Here is a 21,386-nt window from a genome sequence, read left to right as displayed (position 1 = left end):
GTTACTTGAGGGGCACGAACTTCGAGGACCGGGTCGCGCCGATGCCGGCCTGACCGTGTTCGACGGTGCTTCGCGTGAGGTGGAACTCGCCCAGGTAGTGTCCGATCATCTGGGGCTCGACCTGCACGCGTTCGAAGCTGTGTCCGTTGTACACGGAGAAGGTGACGCCGACGAACTCCGGCAGCACCGGCATGTCGCGCAGGTGCGTCCGGATCGGGTCGTCCGCCGTCGTCTCCTTGTCGCGGCTCCGCACCGTCTCCAGCAGCTTCTGCTGTTCGGTGCCGAGGCCGCGAACGATGCTTCGCCGCTGGCGTGCGGGGAGCAGTTCCGCGACCTCTTCGACGTCCATCTCCTGCAGCTCGTCGAGCGAGTGACCGCGGTAGGCGAACTCCTTGCCCTCGCGGCCGGTTCGGTAGTTGGAACTCATTTGTTGCCACCTCGTCCGGTGCGCTTGGATGCGATGTCACCCACCTTCCGTCCCGGCGGGGCGTCCCGCGAGACGGACTTCGGCTGGCCGGGGTGTTGGCGACCGCCCCCGCCGAAGGGGTGGTCGACGGCGTTCATCGCGACGCCGCGCACGCGCGGGTATTTGGTCCCGCGCGCCTTCATCTTGTGGTGCTTGTTGCCGGCCTTGACGAAGGGCTTCTCCGTCCGGCCGCCGCCCGCGACCACGCCGATCGTGGCGCGGCACTGCGGGTCGAGCCGCTTCACTTCCCCGCTGGGGAGCTGGACGACCGCGACGTCGCGGTCGTGGGTGAGAAGCGTCGCGGACACGCCGGAGGCGCGCGCGAACTTCCCGCCGTCCCCGCGGTTGCTCTCGACGTTACAGACCGGGACGCCCTCGGGGATCTCGGCCAGCGGGAGCGTGTTCCCGGGCTTGATCTCCGCCGAGACGCCGACCTGGATCGTCTCGCCCACGCGCACGCCTTCCGGCGCGAGCACGAGCCGACGGTCGTCGTCCTCGAACTCGACCTCCGCGAGGGGGGCCGAGCGGGCGGGGTCGTGTTCGATCCCGACGATCTCGCCGGTGACCGTGTCCACGTCTTCGAGCTTCTTGTGCGACAGTTCCGCCTTGTAGCGGTGGGAGGGGGCCCGGAACGTCGGGCCGCCGCGTCCACGCCGCTGTCCTTGGATTCGTCGTCCCATCTCAGAACACCCCGATGCGCGAGGCGATTTCGGTCGCGTCGTCGTCCTCGGAGAGCGTGACGGTCGCCTTCTTCTTGCCCTTCGAGGTCACCTGCGTGTTCACGTCGGTGACGGTGACGTCGTAGCGGTCCTGGACCTCCTCGCGGACGTCGGGCTTCGTCGCGTCGACGTCGACGAGGAACAGCAGCTTGTTCTTGAAGTCCATCTCGTTCATCGCCTGCTCGGTGACGAGCGGGTGCTCGATGACGGAGTTCATCGGTCGGCCACCTCCTCGACGGCGCTCTCGGTCCACAGCGTGAGTCGCCCCGGGTGTCCGCCGGGCGCGAGGTCCTCCGCGTTGACCTCGCCCGCGGTCGCGACGTCGACGCCCGCGAGGTTGCGGGCGGCGCGGGACGGCTCCTCGCTGGTGACGACGAGGACGGACTTCGGCTGGCTGTACTTGCGGCCGCGGGCCTTGCCCTGTCCGGCGCGGACGGAGCGGCCCTCCTCGGCGCGCTCGATGTCGGCGTCGGCGCCGACGGCCTCCAGCACGCCCAGGGCGTCCTGGGTCTTCTGGAGGTCCTCGAACTCGTCGCTCACGACGAGCGGGAGCGCGAGGTCGTCGTCGAACGCGTGGCCGCGCTCGGCGACGAGCTCGGCGTCGGTCGTGGCCGCGACGGCCGACCGGATCGCGAACTGCCGCTCCTTGTCGTTCAGTTTCTTGCTCTGGTCCTTCTCGGCCTTCGGCGGGTGCGCGGCGCGGCCCGAGACGGCGCTCGGGACGCGGCGGGCGACGTTCTCGGAGCGCGGGATATGTGCGAGCCCGCGCCCGGAGCCGAACGACTCCGCGGGAGTCCGCAGCCCGGCGAACTCGTCGGCGCCGTAGGCCTGTTTCCGGTTGGCCTGTGCGGCGGAGACCGCCCGACCGATGAGGTCCGGTCGGAACGCGGTCTCGAAGATCGCCGGCAGCTCGATACTGCCCGCGTCCCCGCCGTCCAGGTCGTGTACTGTTGCGTTCATGTGTTATCCCTGGTTGGATGCGGTGGATACGTACCGGACCTCGGGGTCGAGGCGCGGCTGGTCGTTCGGCCGGATGGCCGGGCGGAACCGAAGCAGGCGCTGGTCCGGACCGGGCAGCGAGCCCTTGATGAGCGCGTACTCGCCGTCGACCTCGCCGTAGTTGACGAAGCCGCCGTCGACGGAGGCGTCGTCGCCCTCGCCGAAGTCGATGAGGCGCTTGTTGAGCTCGGTGCGCTGGTGGTAGCCGGTCTGCCCCTGCTGGGGGACGGTGGAGCGCACGCGGGAGGGGTTCCACGGACCGAGGTTGCCGATCCGGCGCCGCCATCCCTGGCGGGCGTGTTTGCCCTTCCGCTTCTGGACGCCCCAGCGCTTGACGGGACCCTGGGTCCCCTTCCCCTTCGTGATGCCCGAGACGTCGGTGTACTGACCGGCGCGGAAGACGTCGCCGAACTCGTGGGCGCCGCCCTCCCCGACCAGGTCGAGCCCGAAGTCGACGCGCTCCTTGAGGGAGCCGCCGCCGACTCGGGTCTCCATGACGTCGGGCTTCTTCTTGGGTACGTTCGCGAGCTCCGAGGGGACGGTGTGGGTGATGACGCGGACGTCGTCGACGACGTCGTCGTCGAGCAACGCGCGCAGCTCCTCGGCGTCCTCCTCGAAGGTGTCTTCCGCCGGGAGGTCGAGGGCGCGGTCGAGCTCCTCGTGGAACTCGGTCGCCCAGACCTCTTCGACCGGCTTCTTTCCGTACGCCGTCTGTTCGTAGGCACGCAGGGCCACCGCGTACATCGGCGGCGTCTCGACGACGGTGACGGGAACGGACTCTTCCATCCCCTCACGCGGCGAGTTGGCCTCGTCGTTGACCATCACGACGTGCGTCATTCCGGCCTTGTAGCCGGCGAACCCCTGCAGCGCGGGGGCTCCGTCGTCGTCTGGCCACGAGCGAATGCGCGGGACCTCTCGGTCTGCGCGGGTGCGCGGGCCGTAGCCCAGCGAGCCTTTTCGTGGTCGGCTTGGTTGTGGCATGTGTTTACTCCGTGAGTGTGAGCGAGCCGAGAGTCACGAACAGAGCCTCCTCCGTTCGGACGACCTCGCTCGCCTGTGCCGGGATCGTATTCAGCCAGAGGTCGAACCCCGGATCGGGTTCGACCGGACGGCCGTCGGCGACGGCCGCCCGAATGTCGTCGGGCGAGAGCCCGAGCATCTCCGGAAGCCCCCGCTCGGGCGCGCCGAAGGCGACGGCGTAGCCGCCGGCCTCCCGCGCGTCCGAGACGATGCCGCCGAGCCGCGAGACGGAGAGTTCCTCCCCGTGTCGCGACGTCGCGACGGCCAGTCCGTCGCCGGCGAGCGCTTCCGACAGGTCCGCGGCCACGACCTGGAAGCCGTCCTCCGGCTTCCCGGTGATGCGGGCGCGGACCGGTTCTCTCGAAGAGACCCTGATGGTGACGCGCTCCCCCCGCTCGACCTCCGTTCCGGAGGGGACGAGCAGGGAGATCGGGTGTTCCCGCAGCGGGGAATTGACCCGGACGCGGCCTTCAGGTCCGACCTCGGTCACGAGTCCCTGTGTTTTCGACTCTCCCCCGTTCGGGGTCGAGCCGGTCCGCCACGGCACGCGGAGCGGCGGGAGCACGCCGGCGTACCGGAGCTCGTCGCGCTCCCCCCAGAGGTCCTTGCGGAGCCCCGGAGGGGTCGCGGCGTACCCCAGCACGGTCCGAACGTACTCGCCGCCCCGTCGCCGCTCGCCTTCCCGGTCCGGGAAGACGACCAGTCGATCCGCCCGGAACACCGCCGCCGCGCGGGCGACGTAGCCGAGTTTGCGAGTCGCCTCGCGATCGTCCTCGGCCTCCCGGACGACCGAAGACGGGACGCAGATCGTGAGTCCGTCTTCGGTACGCATCGTGGCGAGACTGTACCCCTCGATTTCGGACGGCACCGTAAAAGGATAGCGGTCCGGATTTCGGACTGTGGCGCGTTCACACGGGGTCTGGCGGGCGATTCGGGCGACGATCGAGGGAGTCCGTCGCACGGTCCGAGTGCGACCGCCGCGGTTCAGTCCGGGACAATCCGCGCGACCGGCGCGTCCGCGTCGTCGACAGCGACGTAGAGGTGACCCGTGGCCGGCTCGACCGCGAGCGCCCGGACGCGCCAGCCGCGGTCGGCGAGCAGCGGGTCGCGCTCGGTGACGTCGGCGCCGGCGGCGCCCGCCCCCTCGACCGCGAACCGACCCAGGTACTGCGCGGCGAGCGTGCCGGCGAACAGGTCGCCGCGCCACTCGGGAAAGGCGTCGCCGTCGTAGAAGACGGCGCCGCTCGGCGGGAACCCGCCGGAGCCGCACGGCCAGTAGTGGACGGGCGCGACGGCGTCGTCCCGCTCGTCGTGGCCGGGCGCGACGGGGTCGTCGGTCCCGTACCGACACGCCTCGCTGGCTATCGGCCAGCCGTAGTTGCCGCCGCGCTCGACGACGTTGATCTCGTCGCCGTCCTCCTCGCCGTGCTCGCACTGCCAGACCGCCCCCGTCTCGGGCCGTACCGCCATCGCCTGCGGGTTCCGGTGACCGTAGCTGTACACCGCGTCCGCCGCGTCCGGCTCGCCGACGAACGGGTTGTCGGGGTGGGCGTCGCCGTCGGGGGTCAGCCGGAGCGTCGCGCCGAGCTCGTTCGACCGGTCCTGCGAGACGTGGTCCGGCCCGAAGTCGGTGTCCCGCCGGTCGCCGACCGTGACGAACAGCGCGCCGTCGGGGCCGAACGTCGCCCGCGAGCCGAAGTGGAGGTCCGTGTCGCGGAACGGCTCGGCGACGCGGACCGCCTCGAACGCCGACAGCGTCGGGGCGTCGCCGCCGTCGAGCGAGAGCCGGCCGGCGCCGACGTGGGTCGTCGCGCCGTCCGCGTCGCCGCCGGCGGGCGAGTCCTCGGCGCGCGCCGAGTACGTGAGGTACACGCGCGCGTCGTCCGGGTAATCGGGGTGGACCGCGACGTCGAGCAGGCCGCCCTGTCCGGCCGCGAACGCCTCGGGCGCGCCAGCGACCGCCTCGACGCTCCCGTCCGCGGGGTCGACGAGCGACAGTCGGCCGGGCCGTTCGGTGACCAGCAGGCGGCCGTCGCCCGGGAGGAACGCGAGGCCCCACGGGCTTTCGAACCCCTCGGCGACGGTCTCGACCGCGTAGTCGACGTCGGCGCCGTCGTCGGGCGTGGGGTCGGAGCCGTCGCCGGATCCATCGGTACCGTCCGCGCCGGTGCCCTCGCCGTCGCCGAGACAGCCGGCGACCGCGGGGAGCGCGGCGGCGCCCGTGACCCCGACGGCGGCGCGGAGGGCGGTGCGTCTGTCGATGCGGTCGGAGGTGTCGGTCATCGTTCGGGTGCGTCTGGGACCGCGGCACCGATGACCCTTCCGCCGACCCTCGTTCGGAACCCTTATATCTCCGACTCGGACTATGTGCAGACGCGAAGCACGCACCGGTAGTGTAGTGGTATCACGCAACCTTGCCATGGTTGCAACCCGAGTTCAAATCTCGGCCGGTGCATTTTGCGAACGGAGTGAGCAAAATCACCGAGAGGGATTTGAACTCAGAAAGACGCAGCCCGCGCAGCGAGCGGAGCGAGCGAGCAGGACCGTCTTTCCCTAGTTCAAATCTCGGCCGGTGGATCTTCTCGCTGCGCTCGAAGATCCACCGGCCTGACTCCCCGCTCGCGCTGCTCGCGGGGAGTCTCGGCCGGTGCCGTTCTTAATCACACGAGGCGAGTTCTGGAGGGTCTCGTAACGGTCGCGACCCCCGACTGACGGATCGGGTTTCTCTCACGGCACCGCACAGCGACCGCACCTCACGCCTCCCCAGCCTCGTCGCTGGCACCCTCCGCTTCGCTCCGGGAGCCAGCGACTCCCTCGCACGCGCCGTTCGCGCCAGCCGGGCGCTCACGGGCGCGCGCCACGGCATAGGTTTTCGTCGGGGCATCGTTCGCCGACCGGTAGTTTCAATCGGCGATCCGTCGAACCCGTGCGTGTGACCGTTCCAACGAAGACGCTCCCGAGCGGCGCCGAGCTGCCGGCGCTCGGACTGGGCACGTACGACCTCGACGACGACGAGACGGCGGCGAGCGTGCGCGCGGCGCTCGACGCCGGCTACGCGCACGTCGACACGGCCGAGGGGTATCACAACGAGGAAGCGATCGGCGAGGTCCTCGCCGAGTACGACCGCGACGACGTCTTCCTCACCTCGAAGGTGCTCGCGAAGAACCTCAACTACGAGTCGGTGATCGAGTCGTGCGAGGCGTCGCTCGACCGGCTCGGGGTCGACTACCTCGACTTATACCTCATCCACTGGCCGAACCCGGCCATCTCGCTGCGCGAGACGCTCCGGGCGATGGCCGAGCTGCGCGACCGCGGGCTCGTCCGCGACGTCGGCGTCTCGAACTTCAGCGCGTACCAACTGAGCTGCGCGCACCACGTCTCGGACGTCCCGATCGCGGTGAACCAGATCGAGTTCCACCCGTGGTTCCAGCGCCCGGACCTCGTCGACTACTGCCGCGAGACCGACACCGCGATCGAGGCGGCCGCGCCGCTCGCGCGGACGGACGTGTTCGGCGACGAGGTCGTCGCCGAGCTGGCGGAGAAGTACGATAAACACCCCGCACAGGTCGTGATCCGGTGGGCGATCGACCGGGGCGTCGTCCCGCTCCCGCGGTCGTCGACGCCGGACCACGTCCGGGCCAACGCCGACCTCGACTGGGCGCTCGACGACGCCGACCGGCGGCGCCTCGACGAGCGCGACCGCGACGCGCCGGTGTACGACACTCCGGCCCGCGACTGGACGAGCGACGTGTACGGCATCGAGCGGTAGGGACTCGTGACCGGCGGTCGTCGCTCGCCCTCCTCACGCCGCGTCGTCGCCGAGCGCGACCGGCCGCCCGGTGTCGGCCGACTCGTAGATCCCGTCGAGCGCGCGCATGTCCGTGAGCGCGTGCTCGCCGTCCGGGTGGAACGGCTCGTCCGCCAGCAGCTGGTGGCCGAAGTACGCGAACTCCTCCTCGATCTGGTGGACCTGGTCGAAGTCGAGGTCGACGCGGGTCCCGTCGCGGACGACCGCGAACCCGCGGTCCTCGCGCTCGTAGAACGCCGGGTCGAGGACGAGCCTGGCCTCGGTGCCGGTGACCTCCAGCCGGCTCGCGTGCTGGGCGTTCTGGCTCACCGTGCACAGCGCGTCCACGCCGTCGGGGAACTCCAGCCGGAACGTCGCGTGCTCGTCGACGCCGGCGAACGCCTCGTGCTCCGAGCGGGTCCGCCCCGACACGCGCTCCGGGTCCTCGCCGAGCGCGAACCGCGCGGTGTTGATCGGGTAGACCCCGAGGTCCATGGCCGCGCAGCCGCCGGACAGCGCCGGGTCGAGCCGCCACTGGTCGGCGTCGCCGTCGAGCTCGCCGAGCATCGTCTGCGACATCGCCGCGTGGACGCCGACCACGTCGCCGGCGACGCCCGCGTCGAGGAGGTCGCGCAGCCGCCGGACGGCGGGGTCGGTCTGCATCCGGTAGCCGACCATCAGGGGGACGCCGGCGTCCTCGCACGCGGCCACGAGCCTGCGGGCGCGGTCGAGGGTCGCTTCGAGCGGCTTCTCGCAGAGGACCGCCTTCCCCTGCGCCGCGGCGGCCCGGACGTACTCCAGGTGGGTCGCGTTGGGCGTCGCGACGTACACGGCGTCGTACGCGTCCGCGACGGCGCCCGCCCGGAACTCGTCGGGCGTGACGCCGGTCACGTCGCGCTCGGCGGCGACGGCCTCGACGGCGTCCTCGTCGACGTCGGTGACGACCGTCGCCTCGGTGTACGCCGACCGCGAGATGCCCGGCAGCGCCCAGTCGCGGGCGAACCAGCCGGCGCCGACGACCGCGACTCGGACGGGGTCGGTGACGGCGGTCGGGTCGAGCGTCTCCCAGTCCCGGCGCGTGAACTCGTCGAGGTACTCCGCGAAGGCGGCTTCCATGCCGGACCGTCGGCGCGGGGGCCTCAAATAACCTCGACACGGCGGCCGCCGACCGCGGCGGCGACGCCCTCACCACGGCCCGTCGTAGTTCACCCGCGGCCGGTCGACGTCGACGCCGAGTTCGCGGAGCGCCGCGGTCGCGTTCTGAACGGGCGAGGGCGCCGGGCGGTCGAGCGCGTCTGCCGTCGCCTCGGCGAACCGGACGGTCCAGTCCCCGCCGACGACGACCGTCGCGCGGCGCGGGATGTCCGAATGCCCCTCCCACGAGTCGGCGAGCAGGTCGTACGACTCCGCGACGCCGCCGTGGAAGTCCGAGACGACCGGGAAGGGGAGGTCGAACCGGTCGGCGTACGCGAACCCCGCGTACAGCGAGTCGCCCGTGAGCGCGACGACGGCGAGGTCGTCGCGGTCGTGCCAGCCCGCGTCCCGCACCGCGGCGAACTCGGCCGTGCAGGTCGGGACGAAGTCCGCGGGGGCGAAACAGAGCGCGACCGCATCGTGCGCCTCAACGAGCCGGAACAGCGCCAGCTCGTCGGCGCGCTCGCCCGTGACCGCGGGCGCGGCGAAGTCCGGGGCCGTGTCGCCGACGTCGATCATGCGGGTGTCACGGGGATCGGTGCGCGCGCCCGGAGTAAATAGCCACGCCCCGGCCGTGCGGGAACGAACGGAGCGGGCCCCATGCCGCTCGATAGTGGGCGCGTTGACGGGTGCTACCGTCCCTCTCGACGGGAGTTATACGCGTGGGACGCGGAGTATGGTCGTGATCGGACCCCACGCGGAGACGCTGCTCGCCCTCGTCGGTACCTACGGGGCCGTCGCCGTCTTCGCCGTCTTCGCCCTCGAAGGGGCCCTCGTAGGGAAGGTGTTACCGGCGCGGACGCTGTTCGTCGCGGCGGTGGTCGCCGCGGGCGTCGAGGCGGTCGCGGTGCTCCCGGTGTTCGCCGCGGCGGTGACCGGCGCGACGGTCGGGCAGTCCCTCCTCTTCGTCGGCGTCCGCCGGTTCGACGCGGACCCGACGTCGCTCCCCCTCGTTCCGGTCGGCGAGGCGCGGCTGGACGGCGCGGGGCGCTGGTTCGACCGGTGGGGGCTCCCCGCGGTGGCGGCCTCGAACGCGGTGCCCGGCACGCGCGGCTGGCTCGCCGTGCCGACCGCGAACGCCTCGTCTGTCACCGCGCCGCGGTTCGCCGCCGCGTCGCTGGTCGGGTCCGCCGCCTACGCCGGCGCGCTGCTCGCGGTCGGGCTGGCCGTCGGCTTCGGGCTCGACGGCGCGGTCGGCGCGTACGGGAGCGAGCTGGTCGCGGCGCTGTAGGCCGGGCAGACCCGTCCCGCCCTCACAGCACGGTCCCGTGTTTCTTCTCCGGCAGGTCCTTCTCCACGCCCTCGTAGAAGGCGAACCGGGCCGCGAGCTCCTCGCGGAGCGTCGACGGGGGGACGATCTCGTCGATGACGACCTCGCTGGCCATCCGATGGACGTCGATGTCCTCGCGGTACTCCTCGCGGAGGCGCTCCTCCTCGGCCGCGCGCTCGTCGGGGTCGTCGATCGCGGCGAGCCTCCGGGCGTAGACGGCGTTGATCGCGGCCTCGGGCCCCATGATACCGATCTCGCCCGAGGGGAGCCCGATCACGCTCTCGGGGTCGTAGGCGGGCCCGCCCATCGCGTAGATCCCCGCGCCGTACGCCTTCCGGACGACGACGGTCTGCTTCGGCACCGTCGCGGAGGAGGTGGCGTAGATCATCTTCTTCCCCTTCTCCAGGATTGCGTCCTTCTCGACCCCCGAGCCGGCCATGAAGCCGGGCGTGTCACAGAGGTACAACAGGGGGATCCCGTAGGCGTCGCAGGTCCAGATGAACTCCGCGGCCTTCTCCGCGGCGTCCGGGAAGATCGCGCCCGAGCGCTCCGTCGGCTGGTTCGCGACGACGCCGACGGGGCGGCCGTCGATCCGACAGAACGCCGTGACGATCTCCGGGCCGTACCCCTCCTTCAGCTCGAACACCGACTCCGCGTCGGCGATCCGGTCGAGCAGGTCGCGGGCGTCGTACGGGCGGTTCGGCGCCTCCGGGATCACCTCGTCGATCCCCTCGGGCGAGTATTTCGGGGGCTTCGTCTCGCGTTTCGGGGGCTTCTCGCCCGCCCGGTCGGGGAGGTAGCCGATCAGGTCGGCGACGAGCTCGCGGGCGTGCTCCTCGTCGCGGGCGATCAGGTCCGCGGAGCCGGACTCCTCGGCGTGGACGCGGGGGCCGCCCAGCTCCTCCAGCTCGATCTCCTCGCCGGTGACCATCTCCACCATCCGCGGGGAGGCGATCGCCATCGCGGACATCCCCTCGACCATCACGGTGAAGTCGGCGAAGACGGGCGTGTAGGCGGCGCCGGCGATACAGGGGCCGTAGAGGACGCAGATCTGCGGCACGGCGCCGGAGAGCATCGAGTGGTTGTAGTAGTACTTCCCGATCCCCTCGCGGTTGGCGAAGAAGCCGGTCTGCTGGTCGATCCGACCGCCCGAGGAGTCCATCAGGTAGAGCACCGGCTTGCCCGTCTTCAGGGCCCGCTGCTGCATCCGGAGGAACTTCTCGACGCCCTTCGCGGCCATCGACCCGGCCTTCACGGTGAAGTCGTTGGCCATGAAGTGGACGTCGCGCCCCTCGAACTCGGCGGCCCCGGTGAGCAGGCCGTCGGCGGGGAGGCGGTCGCCGGACCCCTCGGGCTCGTCGCCCTCGTCGTCGGCGTCGCGATTCGGCGCGTTCGGGTGCCAGTCGTCGAACGCGGCGAACTTCCCGTCCTCGAAGTGGAGCCCGGCCGGGTCGCCGTCGCTCGCGCTCGCGTCGCCCGCGCCGCGCGTCCCGCCCTCGCCGCCGAACCAGAGGTCAAGCCGGTCGCGGACGAACAGCTTCCCCCGCTCCGCGAGCCGCTCGCGGTACTTCTCCGGTCCCCCCTGCAGGATGTCGTCGATCTCCGCCCGGAGGTCGCGCTCGCGGTCGGTGGGGCCGAGGTCGTCGTCGAGGGGGTAGGCCGTCTCGGGGGGCTCGGCGCTCGCGGCGGGCTCCGCCGCGTCGCCGACGTGGACGTCGACGTCGACGCCGAGGTGCTCCGCGAGCGACTTCGCGATCGCCTCGGCCTCCTCCGGCGTCGCCGCCGCGCCGACGTGGACTCTCATGGGCGCAAGATTTGCGGAGAGTCCTAAACAGTTTTCCATGCGGGTTCGGACGCCGCCGACCCCGGCTCGGCGGCGCCGGTCAGTCCAGCGCCGCCTGCAGCCGCTCGATCAGCTCCTCGTTGCCGACGTACAGCGGCACGCGGTCGTGGACGCCCTCTGGCTCGACGTCGAGGATGTCGATCTCGCCGTCGGTGGCCGCGCCGCCCGCCCGCTCGACGACGTAGGCGATCGGGTTCGCCTCGAAGGAGAGCCGGAGCTTCCCCTCGGGCGCGTCGACGAGCGCCGGGTACGCGAAGATCCCGCCGTAGGTGAGCACCTGGTTCACGTCGCCGACCATGGCGCCGCCGTACCGGAGCTTCAGCTCGTCCTCGATCTCGCGGGCGTAGGCGGTGAAGTCGTCGGGCCAGTCCGGGACGCGCCCGCCGAACCCGTAGACGAGGGGGTGGTCGGGGAGCGTCAGGTCGGCCTCGACGACGGAGCGGGAGACGGCGGGGCCGTCGTCGCCACCGCCGCCGGGATCGGCCTCCACCACCTCCTCGCGGACGCCCGACTCGTCGGCGACGACCATCGTCGTGATCGGGCCGTAGAGGACGTAGCCGGCGGCGACGAGGTCGCGACCGGTCGCGGGCAGCGGGGCGTCGTAGACCCCGACGACGGTGCCCATCGCGTTGTTCGACCGGAGGTTCGAGGAGCCGTCGAGGGGGTCGATCGCGACCGCGTAGGGACCGCCGTCGCCGTCGCTCCCGACCGCGCCGCCGGCGTCGACGGCGGCCTCGCGCTCCTCGCTGACGAACGAGCCGACGCCGTCGATCGCGGTGATCGCCTCGCCGAGCAGCTCGTCGGCGTAGAGGTCGCCGGCCAGCACCGACTCGCCCGAGGGGTTGTCCGTCCCGCTCTCGACGCGGCGGCCGGGGAGCGCGGCGCGGATCTCGGGGGCGGTCGCGGCGACCGCGTCGAAGACGGCCTCGACGGTCGAGTCGGCGGGATCGGCGCCGCCGGGGTCGGCGTCGTCGTCGGCGCGGTCGTCGCCGGGGTCGGGATCGCTCATCAGTCGGCGCTCTCGGCGGCCGCGAGCGCCTCGACCGGGGACTCCTCGTCGAAGATCACGGCCTCCAAGGCGTCGAGGATGCGCTCGGGCTCGTCGCGCTGGAAGACGTTCCGGCCGACCGCGATCCCGGTCGCGCCCGCGTCGATGGCGTTCGAGACGTTCCGGAGGAACTCCTCGTCGTCGCGCATCGTTCCGCCGGACATCACGACGTTGGCGGGGCCGGCCATCTCGACGGCGTGGCCCATCGCCTCGGCGGAGCCGGGGTACTTCACCTTCACCACGTCGGCGCCGAGCTCCAGGCCGAGCCGCGCGCCGTACGAGATCACGTCCGGGCTCCCGTCGTTGCGGAGCCCCTGACCGCGCGGGTACGACCACATGACGACGCCCATGTCGTGGGCGCGGGCGCCCTCCTGGGCCCGGCGGAACTCCTCGGCCATCTCGACCTCGTGGTTCGAGCCGCCGTAGACGGTGAACCCGATCGCGTCGGCGCCGAGCTCGGCCGCGTACTCCGGCGTGCAGTTGACCGCGCTGTCCGGCTCGCCCATCCAGAGGTTCGAGGTCCCGTTGAGCTTCAACAGGAGGTTCACCTCGTCCTCGTAGTCCGGGTAGTACGCCTCGGCGAGCCCCTTCTGGACGGCCAGCGAGGTGACCGCCTCGTGGGTGGCGAGCTCGAAGATCCGCTCGGGGTCGGCCGTGTCCGGGTTCGGCTCGAAGTCGACCGGTCCGTGCTCGATCCCGTGGTCGTACGCCAGGATCAGCGATTTGCCGTCGCGGGAGATGTCGTCGGCGGCGTGAGGAAGCATCAGTACGTACTCCCGTTACATCGATAAAAAACGCTATGGTCGTTTCGGCGGACGTAAAGAAACGAATTCGGCGGGCTCGGCCCGCTTCGCTCGCGTTCAAAAGGGAGGTTCGCGTGGTTCATACTTACTACTCAGATAGTTAATTATCTCTCGTCCGAAACGATCCCCGCCGGAGCGGGTCGCGGTGGAGAAGGAGGTCGCGGTGGAGAAGGAGGTCGCGGTCGGGCAGGGGATCGCAACCGATTCGAGAGTCGCAACCGGTCGAGGAGCCGGAACCGACCGGAGGGATCGCGCCGACGGAGCCGCAATACTTACCAGCCGCGGCGGGGCAGCGATTCGCATGCGGGAGCTATCCGACATCGACGTCGTCGGCGTGGTAGGGGCCGGCACGATGGGCAACGGGATCGCGCAGGTCGCCGCGACCGCCGGCTACGAGGTCGTGATGCGCGACATCGAACGGGAGTACGTCGAGCGCGGCCTCGGAAGTATCGACGACAGCCTCGACCGGTTGGCGTCGAAGGGCGCCCTCGACGAGGACCCCGGTGCGATCCGCGACCGGATCGCGGGCACCACGGACCTCGACGACCTCGCGACCGCCGACCTCGTCGTCGAGGCGGCGGTCGAGGAGATGGACGTGAAACGGGACGTCTTCGCCGACCTCGACGACGTGACCGACGACGACGTCGTCCTCGCGACGAACACCTCGACGCTGTCGATCACGACCATCGCGAGCGCCACGGACCGCGCGAGCGACGTGATCGGCCTCCACTTCATGAACCCGGTTCCGGTCATGGACGGCGTGGAGGTCGTCGTCGGGGAGCGCACCGCGGACCCGGTCGTCGAGTTCGCGCACGCCTTCGCCGCGGACCTCGGCAAGGAGACGTGGGAGGCCGACGACAAGCCCGGCTTCGTCACGAACCGGATCCTGATGCCGTGGATCAACGAGGGCGTCCGCGCCTTCGACGAGGGCGTCGCCGACAAGGCCGACATCGACCGCGGAATGAAGCTCGGGACGAACGTCCCGATGGGGCCCTTAGAGCTCGCCGACCACATCGGCCTCGACGTGGTCCTCGACGCCAGCGAGACGCTCCACGCGGAGCTCGGCGACCGCTACAAGCCGGCGTACCTCGTCAAGCGCAAGGTGGAGGCCGGCGACCTCGGCAAGAAGACGGGGCGCGGGTTCTACGAGTACGGCGAGTAGGGGAAGACGAGGGAGACGAGAGAGGCGGCCGGGGCGCGCCCGACTCAGGCGCCCTTCGCGTCCCGGTCGTCGTCCGCGGTCCACCGGCGCGCGCCGGGGAGGAGCCCGACCAGTTTCGTCACGTAGCCGAACCGGAACAGCCCCAGCTGCGAGAGCGCGCCGAGGGCGAACACGGCGACGAAGGCCGGCGCGCTGACGTCGAACAGGAGCGGCTCGACCGACGGCCCGGCGGCGGCCGCGTCGAGCGTCGCGGGGGTGATCGACCGCGACGCGAACGCCGCGCCGATGAACGCGGTCGAGACGACGAGCGTCGTCCGGCTCAGGACGAACCCGAGCAGCGCGCCGACCGCGACGCCCGCGAGCGTCGCGCCGACCAGCAGGAGCGTCCCCTCGATCCCGGCCGCGTCGGCCGCGTACAGCGGGCCGACCGCGAACCGACCGGCGAAGCCGCCGACCAGCCCGCCGATGGCGACGACGGCGAACGAGAGCCCGGCGTACGCGAGGAAGCCGCCGACGGCGGCGCCGACCGCGACCGCGACGCTCGTCAGGACCAGCCCGTCGACCGCGAGCAGCCCGACGAGGCCCGGCGCGGCGAGGTAGCCCGCGCCGCCCCCGACGAGCAGCCCGGTCAGCGTGACGGCGTAGACGGAGACCGCGGCGCCGACGAACGCGAGGAGCAGCCCCGCGAGGACGAGTCCGGCGTTGACTGGGGTGAGCATACGCCCGGCTTTTCGCCGGCGACGGTTAAAAGCCGCCGGACCGGGCGGTCGCGGCGGTCCCGCCGCTGAGGGGACCGGTCGGTCCCGTCGACCTCACCGCGCCCGCCGCCCCGCCTGCCGGTCGACGTGACGGGTGTAACCGCCGACGGCGAGGCCGAAGCCGACGACGAGCAGCAGGAAGCCGAGCAGCCGGCTCGTCCCGATCGTCTGGGTCGCGAGGAGCAGGCCGAAGGCGAACGCGAAGACGCCGGCGACGGCCACCGCGACGTCGACGAGCGGCGACGGCTGGACGGTCTCGCAGTGGGGACAGACCCGGGCGTCGCTCGGGATCGGCTCGCGGCAGTCGACGCAGCGAACGCGGTCGTTCGGCACGTGGACGGGGTTGGCGGGTCACGAACTTATAAGCGATCGACCGCTACTCCGGTGTCGCTCTCCGAGCACTCCGCTGATCGTTTATAAATAAATCTCGCCCGATCGACGGTAGACGCCTCCGAAGTCCCGGCCGCTCGACTGTGCGTGACTGGCTGCGGATCGACGGTAGACTCCCACAAAGCCCCAGTCGCGAGACGGGCGCACGCTCGCTGTGCTCCTCAGTCGCTCGTTTCACTCGCTCCTTGCGGTGCTTACGTCGCCTGCGCCCGCCTCGCGACTGCCCCTTCGAGTCCCGCCCCGCACAGCACCGCAACCGCGCCTCACGCCTCCCCAGCCTCGGCGGACGGGTCAGCGCGGGCGATGCCGCGCTGACCCGCCGCCTCCCTCGCGGTCGCCGCGCCGCCCCCGGGGGGGGCCGCGCGGGGGCGCGCCACGGGGATCAGTCGCAGTCGGGACACGGATCGGTTGCGGTCGGGACACGGATTTCGTAGATAGCGGCGGTCGGTCGCCCTCAGTCCGCCGCGACCGCGCCGGCGTCGTCGCTCGCGCCGAGCGTCTCCTCGACCTGCGTCACGACCGCCGCGAACGCGACGACCGCGAGCGCCGCGCCGACCGCGAAGGGGACGACGAAGCCGAAGCCGACGAGCCAGCCGGACGCGAGGGGACCGAGCGCGATGCCGAAGCCGAATCCCATCGTGAGGACGGAGAGGGTCGTCCCGGACTCGCCCTCCCGCGCGAGGTCGCCGGCGATCGCGAGCGACGGCGCGAAGACGAACGCGACGGCGACGCCCTGTCCCAGCCGGACGAGCGTCATCACGATCGGGTCCGTGACGATCCCCTGCAGCAGCGTCGTCGGGACGAGGAGGACGAAGCCGGCGAGCAGGAACGGCCGGCGCCCGATCCGGTCGCTGGCCTGGCCGACCGGCACCTGCAGGAGGACGTTCGCGACGGTGACCGCGCCGAACTGGACTCCGAACCACACCGGCGCCTGGTCGAGCCGGACGTTCACCTGGTTCTGGAGCGTCGCGAACAGCGCGATACACATCCCCATCGCCACCGTCGCCAGCCCGAGCGCGAACACGGGGTCGAGCAGGCGGTCGCCCTCGCCCCGCACGCGGATCGAGAGGTCGTCGCTCGCCTCGCTGGACTCGGCCGCGTCGCGGACCAGGAGGAAGACGAGGGCGAAGCTGAGGTACGCCCCGCCGCAGGCGGCGGCGAAGGCGGCGTCGAAGCCGTCGATCACGGGGAGTCCGACCGCCGTGAGGTCGTACGGGCCCGCCTCGACGACGGCGCCGGCCAGCACCGGCCCGAAGCCGAAGCCGATCAGCCGGAAGGTGTTGTAGACGCCGAAGTTGCCGCCGCGGTCGGCGTCGGCCGCCGCGTACTCGTTGACCAGCGCGACCGTCGCGGGGATGATCAGGGACGCGCCGAACCCCTGTATCGCCCGCAGGACGACCAGCTGCCAGTAGACGGTCGCGACGGTGTACAGCCCGCTCGCGGTCCCCAAGAGGAGGATGCCGATCAGCACGAAGGGTCGCCGGACGCCCATCCGGTCGGAGAGCCGTCCGGTGACCGGCTGCGAGAGGCTGTTGAGGAAGCCGAACAGCGAGAGGACGATCCCGATGAGCAGCGGCTCGGTCACGGTGACCGACGCCGCGCCGACGCCGACCTCCGTCCCGAGGAGCGCGCTGACGTCGATCAGGTCGCTCGCGACGTACAGCGGCAGCACGACGATGAGGAAGGAGTTGCCGGCGGCCCCGACCATCCGGGCGAGCGCGAGCACGATGACCCGTCGGTCGGTGTCGGCGATACCGGAGAGCGTCCCCATTTTCTTCCGCTTCGGTCGGGATTACAAAGGCGTTTGCGAACGGCGGGAGTCGTTCCGGTTCCGGGCGGTCCGGTCCGACTCGCGGAGGGTCGAGGCGAGGAGGCCGTCGACTCCTACGCCTCCGCCAGCGGCGGGCGACGGCGCTCGATCCCGCGGATCTCGAACCTCGCGCCGCCCTCGGCCGACTCGGTCGCCGAGACGGTCCAGCCGTGGGCGGTGGCGATCTCCTGGACGATCGCCAGCCCGAAGCCGGTGTTCCCCTCGACGCCGCTCTGGCCGGGCTCGAAGAGGTCGTCGGCGACCCCCTCCGGGATCCCCGGCCCGTCATCGGCGACGTAGAAGCCGCCGTCGAGGTCGCCGACGCGGACCGTCACGTCCGGGCCGCCGTGCTCCACGGCGTTCCGGATGAGGTTCTCGAAGAGGTTCCGGAGCCGGTCGGGGTCGGCTAGCGCCTCGCGGTCGGTCTCGACCGCCAGCTCGGCCGCGCCGGTGTCGACTGTCTCCCAGCTGTCCGCGGCGACCGCCGCGAGGTCGACCGACTCGGGGTCGCCGACGGTGTCGCCCTCGCGGGCGAGGGTGAGCGTGTGCTCGACGATCGACTCGATCCGGTCGAGGGCGGCGGCGGCGGCGTCGAGGTGCTCGTCGGCCTCGTCCGTCGTCATCTGCGCCAGGTCGACGCGGCCCTGCGCGACGTTGAGCGGGTTCCGGAGGTCGTGCGAGACGATGCCGGCGAAGGAGTCGAGCCGCTCGTTCTGGCGTTCGAGCGCCGCCTCGCGCTCCTTGAACCCCGTGATGTCCTCCTGGAAGCCGACCCACTCGGTGACCCGCCCGTCCGCGTCACGGATGGGGGCGATGCTGACCCGGTTCCAGAACTCGGTGCCGTCCTTCCGGTAGTTCAGCAGCTCGACGCTCGTCGGCTCCTCGGCCTCGACCGCTCGGCGGAGCTCGGAGACGGGCTCCTCGTCGGTGTCGGGCCCCTGCAGGAACCGGCAGTTCACGCCGATCGACTCCTCGCGATCGTAGCCGGTCATCTCGACGAACCGGTCGTTGACGTACACCATCGGGTTGTCCGGCAGGTCGGGGTCCGTGATGGTGATGCCGACGGGCGCCTCGTCGAGCGCGCGGGTCTTCGTCTCCAGCTCCTCGCGCCGCTCCACCTCGTCCGAGACGTCGCGCAGGATACCGACGCTCCCCTCGAAGCACTCCCCGTCGTACGGCAGCGCCGCCATGTGGTCCCGGCAGGGGACCGGCTCGCCCTCCCTCGGGACGATGTCGACCGGGAAGTGCTGGACGTCGGGGCCGTCGTCGGAGAGGATGGTGCCGAGCCGGTCCTCCGCCTCCTCGACGGCCTCGTCGTCCTTGATGAAGCCCGGCGGACTGCCGATTATCTCCTCGCGGTCGTAGCCGGTCAGCTCCGCGAACGGCTCGTTGACGAACCGGAAGACGCCGGTCTCGTCGACGACGTAGACCGGGTAGCCGAGCGCCTCGATGACGGTGGAGTAGCGGTCCGCGATCTCCCGGGTGCGGTGCTCGTCGACCGCCTGGTGAACCCGGTTCGCGAGCCGGCGGAGCTGCTCCGGGCCGCCCTTCTGGAAGTAGCCGGTGACGCCGGCGTTGAGCGCCTGGCTCGCGATCTCCTCGCTCCCCTTCCCGGTGTACAGCACGAAGGGGATCGAGCGGTCGGTCTCGCGGAGCCGCTCGAAGAACGCCAGCCCGTCCATGCCGGGCATGTCGTAGTCGCTGACGATGCAGTCGAACCGACCGCCGTCGAGCTCGTCCAGCGCGTCCGAGGGCGACGTGACGCTCGTCACCGCGACAGACTCCAGTTCGCGTTCCAGGTACGCCTCCGTCAGGTCGAGCACGGAGGGGTCGTCGTCGACGTGTAACACGTCGATCCGTTCGGGCATGGCACCCGGTACGGGGCGGCCCGTTAAACGAATACCGCCCCGGGTATCAGTTCTGAGGATCGAACCGGCGGAGGGCGCGGGGCGGGGCCGGACGGCGGGACGCCGAACGACGAGACGCCGACCCCCGGTTCCACTACCGCCGCGCGTGGCTGATTCTTAAGGCGACGGGGCGCGGAGCCTCGGGCGATGGCGGGCGGCACGCTCCCCGGGACGGCGACCGACGAGGCGGACGGGAGCGACCGCGTCGTGTTCCACGTCGACATGGACTGTTTTTACGCCTCCTGCGAGCGCTTGCGGCGCCCCGAGCTCGCGGGCGAGCCCGTGGTCGTCGGCATGGGGTACGAGGAGGGCGAGACGATCGGCGCGGTCGCGACCGCGAGCTACGAGGCCCGCGCGTTCGGCGTCGAGAGCGCGATGCCGATCTCGGAGGCGCTCGACCTGCTCCCCCGCCGCGCCGACGCCGACCCCGACGACCCGGACGCGCCGGACCCCGAGGCGGCCGGCCGGTACCTCCCCGTCGACCTCGACTTCTACAAGGCGGTCGCGGGCGACGTGAAGGCCGTCCTCCGCGACTGCGCCGACACGCTCCGCGAGGTGAGCGTCGACGAGGCGTACCTCGACGTCACCGACCGGACCGCGTGGGACGTCGCCGGGGGGAGCGCGGCGGCGGGGGAGAGCGACGGCGGCGGTCCTCCGCCGAGCGCCGCGGCCGGCCCCGCCGAGGCGCGGACCCTCGCGGAGGGGTACGCCCGGCACGTCAAGGAGCGCATCGAGCGCGAGGCCGGGGTGCCGGCGAGCGTCGGCGTGGCGCCGAACATGTCGACCGCGAAGGTCGCCAGCGACGCCGACAAGCCGGACGGGCTCGTGGTCGTGCCGCCGGGCGCGGTCGAGTCGTTCCTCGCGCCGCTCCCGACCGCCGAGATCCACGGCGTCGGCCCCGTGACGGAGCGGACGCTCGCCGAGATGGGGATCGAGACCGCCGCCGACCTCGCGGCCGCCGACCCCGACCGCCTCGCCGACGAGCTGGGCGAGCGCGGCCCGGAACTGCACCGGCGCGCCCGCGGCGACGACGACCGGGAGGTCACCCCGACCGGGCTCCCCAAGAGCCTCTCGCGGGAGTCGTCGCTGTCGCCGACGGCGGACGAGGGGACGAAGCGAGAGACCGTGGCGGCGCTCGCGGCCGACGTGGCCCGGCGGACCCGCGAGCGCGGGTGCCTCTACCGCACCATCGGGATCAAGGCGGTCCAGCCGCCCTACGACGTCAACACCCGGGCGCGGAGCCTCCCCGGGCCGGTCGACGACCCCGACCTCGTGGAGTCGGTCGCGTTCGACCTCCTCGACGAGTTCGCCGACGACCGCGTCCGCAAGCTCGGCGTGCGCGTCTCCAACCTCGACTTCGCCGAGAGCGACCAGTCGACCCTCGGAGGGTTCGACGCGGGCGAGGGGACGGGGGGCGGAGGCGGGACCGCGAGCGACCGCGGCCGCGAGGGCCGGACGCGCTCGGTCGCCACCGACGGCGACGGCGGCAAGCTCACCGACTGGGTCGGCGGTGAGCCGAGCGCCGGGGACCGGGGCGAGACGGACGAGTCGCGGGACCGGCGGGCGAGCGAGCGCGGTGAGGGCCAGGCGTCGCTCGGGGAGTGGGGGTGAGGCTCGGCCGCGGGGCCGCCGACGAGGACCGTCGGCGACGCCGCGAGCGAGAGCGGTAGCGACGCCGGGACCGGCGCGTGGATTTATCAGGCGACCGCGACGATCCGGGAACGTGTCCCTCGCTCGCCGCGTCCTCCTCGGCTCGAATCGGAACGGCTCGCCGCGTCGGAACCGGCTCCTCGCCCCGCCGCTGTTGTTCCTCGCCTCCTTCGCCGCCTACGCGCTCGGGGTCTTCGAGGTCTCCGGCGGGGTCGTGTTCCTCGCGGGACAGGCGGCGCTCCTCGGCGCCGTCGCGGCCGTAGCCCTCGCCTATCGACGGGCCGGGCTGGCGCTCGCGTGGGCGGCCGTCTACGGCGCGCTCCTCGGGTACAGCGCCGACCACTACCTGCTCGGGCTCTCCGGGCGCCCGGCCGGGGAGCGAGTCGCCGCGCTGCTGTCGGTCGACGGCCTCGTCTTCGTCGGCGTCGAGGCCCTGGTCTTGGGCACGCTCGCGTGGGTCGCCGGCGCGGTCGCGGTCCGCGCGGTCGAGGCGTTCCGGGCTCGAAGCGGATCGGATCCGACCGAGTGAGGGGATTTAGGTGCCCGAGCGCCGACCCGGA

At 72.0% G+C, this 21,386-nt stretch carries 21 protein-coding genes and 1 tRNA gene; 6 read left to right on the top strand and 16 right to left on the bottom strand.

The genetic code is table 11. The features are described 5' to 3' along the window. Position 1 precedes the first annotated feature (1 nt). The 7 genes from NO900_RS00760 to NO900_RS00730 all read right to left on the bottom strand — a co-directional run bounded on the left by NO900_RS00760 (position 2) and on the right by NO900_RS00730 (position 5,487). A complete protein-coding gene (locus tag NO900_RS00760; RefSeq protein WP_256407306.1) occupies positions 2-427 on the bottom strand; it encodes a 30S ribosomal protein S19 in 426 nt (141 codons plus the stop codon). Next, positions 424-1,146: a 50S ribosomal protein L2 gene (locus NO900_RS00755; RefSeq protein ID WP_049930183.1), complete on the bottom strand. Its 723-nt coding sequence runs from the start codon at positions 1,144-1,146 to the stop codon at positions 424-426. The genes NO900_RS00760 and NO900_RS00755 overlap by 4 nt, the downstream gene beginning before the upstream one ends. A 1-nt stretch (position 1,147) precedes the next feature. Continuing rightward, positions 1,148-1,402, bottom strand: a complete 255-nt coding sequence (locus tag NO900_RS00750; protein ID WP_256407305.1) for a 50S ribosomal protein L23 — start codon at positions 1,400-1,402, stop codon at positions 1,148-1,150. Further along, on the bottom strand, positions 1,399-2,145 hold the full coding sequence (gene rpl4p, locus NO900_RS00745; RefSeq protein ID WP_256407304.1) for a 50S ribosomal protein L4: 747 nt from the start codon (positions 2,143-2,145) through the stop codon (positions 1,399-1,401). Before rpl4p ends, NO900_RS00750 begins: the two co-directional genes overlap by 4 nt. A 3-nt stretch (positions 2,146-2,148) precedes the next feature. Beyond that, entirely contained in the window at positions 2,149-3,165 is a 1,017-nt protein-coding gene (locus NO900_RS00740; protein ID WP_256407303.1) for a 50S ribosomal protein L3, read from the bottom strand. Positions 3,166-3,169: 4 nt separating this feature from the next. After that, complete coding sequence (locus NO900_RS00735) at positions 3,170-4,036, bottom strand: RNA methyltransferase (protein ID WP_256407302.1); 867 nt, start codon at positions 4,034-4,036, stop codon at positions 3,170-3,172. Between the two features lie 152 nt (positions 4,037-4,188). Then, entirely contained in the window at positions 4,189-5,487 is a 1,299-nt protein-coding gene (locus tag NO900_RS00730; RefSeq protein ID WP_256407301.1) for a PQQ-dependent sugar dehydrogenase, read from the bottom strand. Between the two features lie 101 nt (positions 5,488-5,588). Between NO900_RS00730 and NO900_RS00725 the strand changes: the two genes are divergently transcribed. Together NO900_RS00725 and NO900_RS00720 are read left to right on the top strand one after the other, a co-directional pair. Continuing rightward, positions 5,589-5,659 (top strand) — tRNA-Gly (locus NO900_RS00725). A gap of 477 nt (positions 5,660-6,136) precedes the next feature. Then, positions 6,137-6,973 carry an aldo/keto reductase gene (locus tag NO900_RS00720; protein WP_256407300.1) on the top strand — a complete coding sequence of 279 codons (837 nt, stop codon included), beginning with the start codon at positions 6,137-6,139 and terminating at the stop codon, positions 6,971-6,973. A 33-nt stretch (positions 6,974-7,006) separates the two neighbouring features. On the opposite strand, the gene gfo6 is transcribed toward NO900_RS00720, so the two are convergent. Both gfo6 and NO900_RS00710 read right to left on the bottom strand, forming a co-directional pair. Next, entirely contained in the window at positions 7,007-8,107 is a 1,101-nt protein-coding gene (gene gfo6, locus NO900_RS00715; RefSeq protein ID WP_256407299.1) for a D-xylose 1-dehydrogenase Gfo6, read from the bottom strand. Between the two features lie 69 nt (positions 8,108-8,176). Beyond that, positions 8,177-8,704, bottom strand: coding sequence for a redoxin domain-containing protein (locus tag NO900_RS00710; protein ID WP_256407298.1), 528 nt, complete (start codon positions 8,702-8,704; stop codon positions 8,177-8,179). Positions 8,705-8,867: 163 nt separating this feature from the next. On the opposite strand from NO900_RS00710, the gene NO900_RS00705 reads away from it, so the two are divergent. After that, positions 8,868-9,416, top strand: a complete 549-nt coding sequence (locus NO900_RS00705) for a DedA family protein (RefSeq protein WP_256407809.1) — start codon at positions 8,868-8,870, stop codon at positions 9,414-9,416. Between the two features lie 22 nt (positions 9,417-9,438). Here NO900_RS00705 and NO900_RS00700 read toward each other — a convergent pair whose 3' ends face one another. The 3 genes from NO900_RS00700 to NO900_RS00690 all read right to left on the bottom strand — a co-directional run bounded on the left by NO900_RS00700 (position 9,439) and on the right by NO900_RS00690 (position 13,110). Next, positions 9,439-11,259 (bottom strand): acyl-CoA carboxylase subunit beta, encoded by a 1,821-nt coding sequence (locus NO900_RS00700; protein ID WP_256407297.1) that lies wholly within the window; start codon positions 11,257-11,259, stop codon positions 9,439-9,441. A gap of 79 nt (positions 11,260-11,338) precedes the next feature. Then, on the bottom strand, positions 11,339-12,307 hold the full coding sequence (locus NO900_RS00695; protein WP_256407296.1) for a class 1 fructose-bisphosphatase: 969 nt from the start codon (positions 12,305-12,307) through the stop codon (positions 11,339-11,341). Beyond that, positions 12,307-13,110: a class I fructose-bisphosphate aldolase gene (locus NO900_RS00690; RefSeq protein ID WP_256407295.1), complete on the bottom strand. Its 804-nt coding sequence runs from the start codon at positions 13,108-13,110 to the stop codon at positions 12,307-12,309. The genes NO900_RS00695 and NO900_RS00690 overlap by 1 nt, the downstream gene beginning before the upstream one ends. A 340-nt stretch (positions 13,111-13,450) precedes the next feature. Here NO900_RS00690 and NO900_RS00685 point away from each other — a divergent pair, with 340 nt between their 5' ends. Next, complete coding sequence (locus NO900_RS00685; RefSeq protein ID WP_256407294.1) at positions 13,451-14,311, top strand: 3-hydroxyacyl-CoA dehydrogenase family protein; 861 nt, start codon at positions 13,451-13,453, stop codon at positions 14,309-14,311. Between the two features lie 44 nt (positions 14,312-14,355). Here NO900_RS00685 and NO900_RS00680 read toward each other — a convergent pair whose 3' ends face one another. The 4 genes from NO900_RS00680 to NO900_RS00665 all read right to left on the bottom strand — a co-directional run bounded on the left by NO900_RS00680 (position 14,356) and on the right by NO900_RS00665 (position 19,137). Next, positions 14,356-15,030, bottom strand: coding sequence for a phosphate ABC transporter permease (locus tag NO900_RS00680; RefSeq protein WP_256407293.1), 675 nt, complete (start codon positions 15,028-15,030; stop codon positions 14,356-14,358). A 93-nt stretch (positions 15,031-15,123) separates the two neighbouring features. Beyond that, positions 15,124-15,402: a zinc ribbon domain-containing protein gene (locus tag NO900_RS00675; RefSeq protein ID WP_256407292.1), complete on the bottom strand. Its 279-nt coding sequence runs from the start codon at positions 15,400-15,402 to the stop codon at positions 15,124-15,126. Positions 15,403-15,913: 511 nt separating this feature from the next. Then, positions 15,914-17,230: an MFS transporter gene (locus NO900_RS00670; RefSeq protein WP_256407291.1), complete on the bottom strand. Its 1,317-nt coding sequence runs from the start codon at positions 17,228-17,230 to the stop codon at positions 15,914-15,916. Positions 17,231-17,343: 113 nt separating this feature from the next. Next, positions 17,344-19,137, bottom strand: coding sequence for a PAS domain-containing protein (locus tag NO900_RS00665; RefSeq protein ID WP_256407290.1), 1,794 nt, complete (start codon positions 19,135-19,137; stop codon positions 17,344-17,346). Between the two features lie 186 nt (positions 19,138-19,323). Here NO900_RS00665 and NO900_RS00660 point away from each other — a divergent pair, with 186 nt between their 5' ends. Both NO900_RS00660 and NO900_RS00655 read left to right on the top strand, forming a co-directional pair. Further along, positions 19,324-20,787, top strand: coding sequence for a Y-family DNA polymerase (locus NO900_RS00660; protein ID WP_256407289.1), 1,464 nt, complete (start codon positions 19,324-19,326; stop codon positions 20,785-20,787). Between the two features lie 112 nt (positions 20,788-20,899). Then, positions 20,900-21,355, top strand: coding sequence for a hypothetical protein (locus NO900_RS00655; RefSeq protein ID WP_256407288.1), 456 nt, complete (start codon positions 20,900-20,902; stop codon positions 21,353-21,355). Positions 21,356-21,386 lie beyond the last annotated feature (31 nt).

The sequence above is a fragment of the Halorubrum rutilum genome (genome assembly GCF_024494565.1).
The sequence above is the reverse complement of the archived record's forward strand: the minus strand, read 5'-3'. Positions and strand labels throughout refer to the sequence as shown.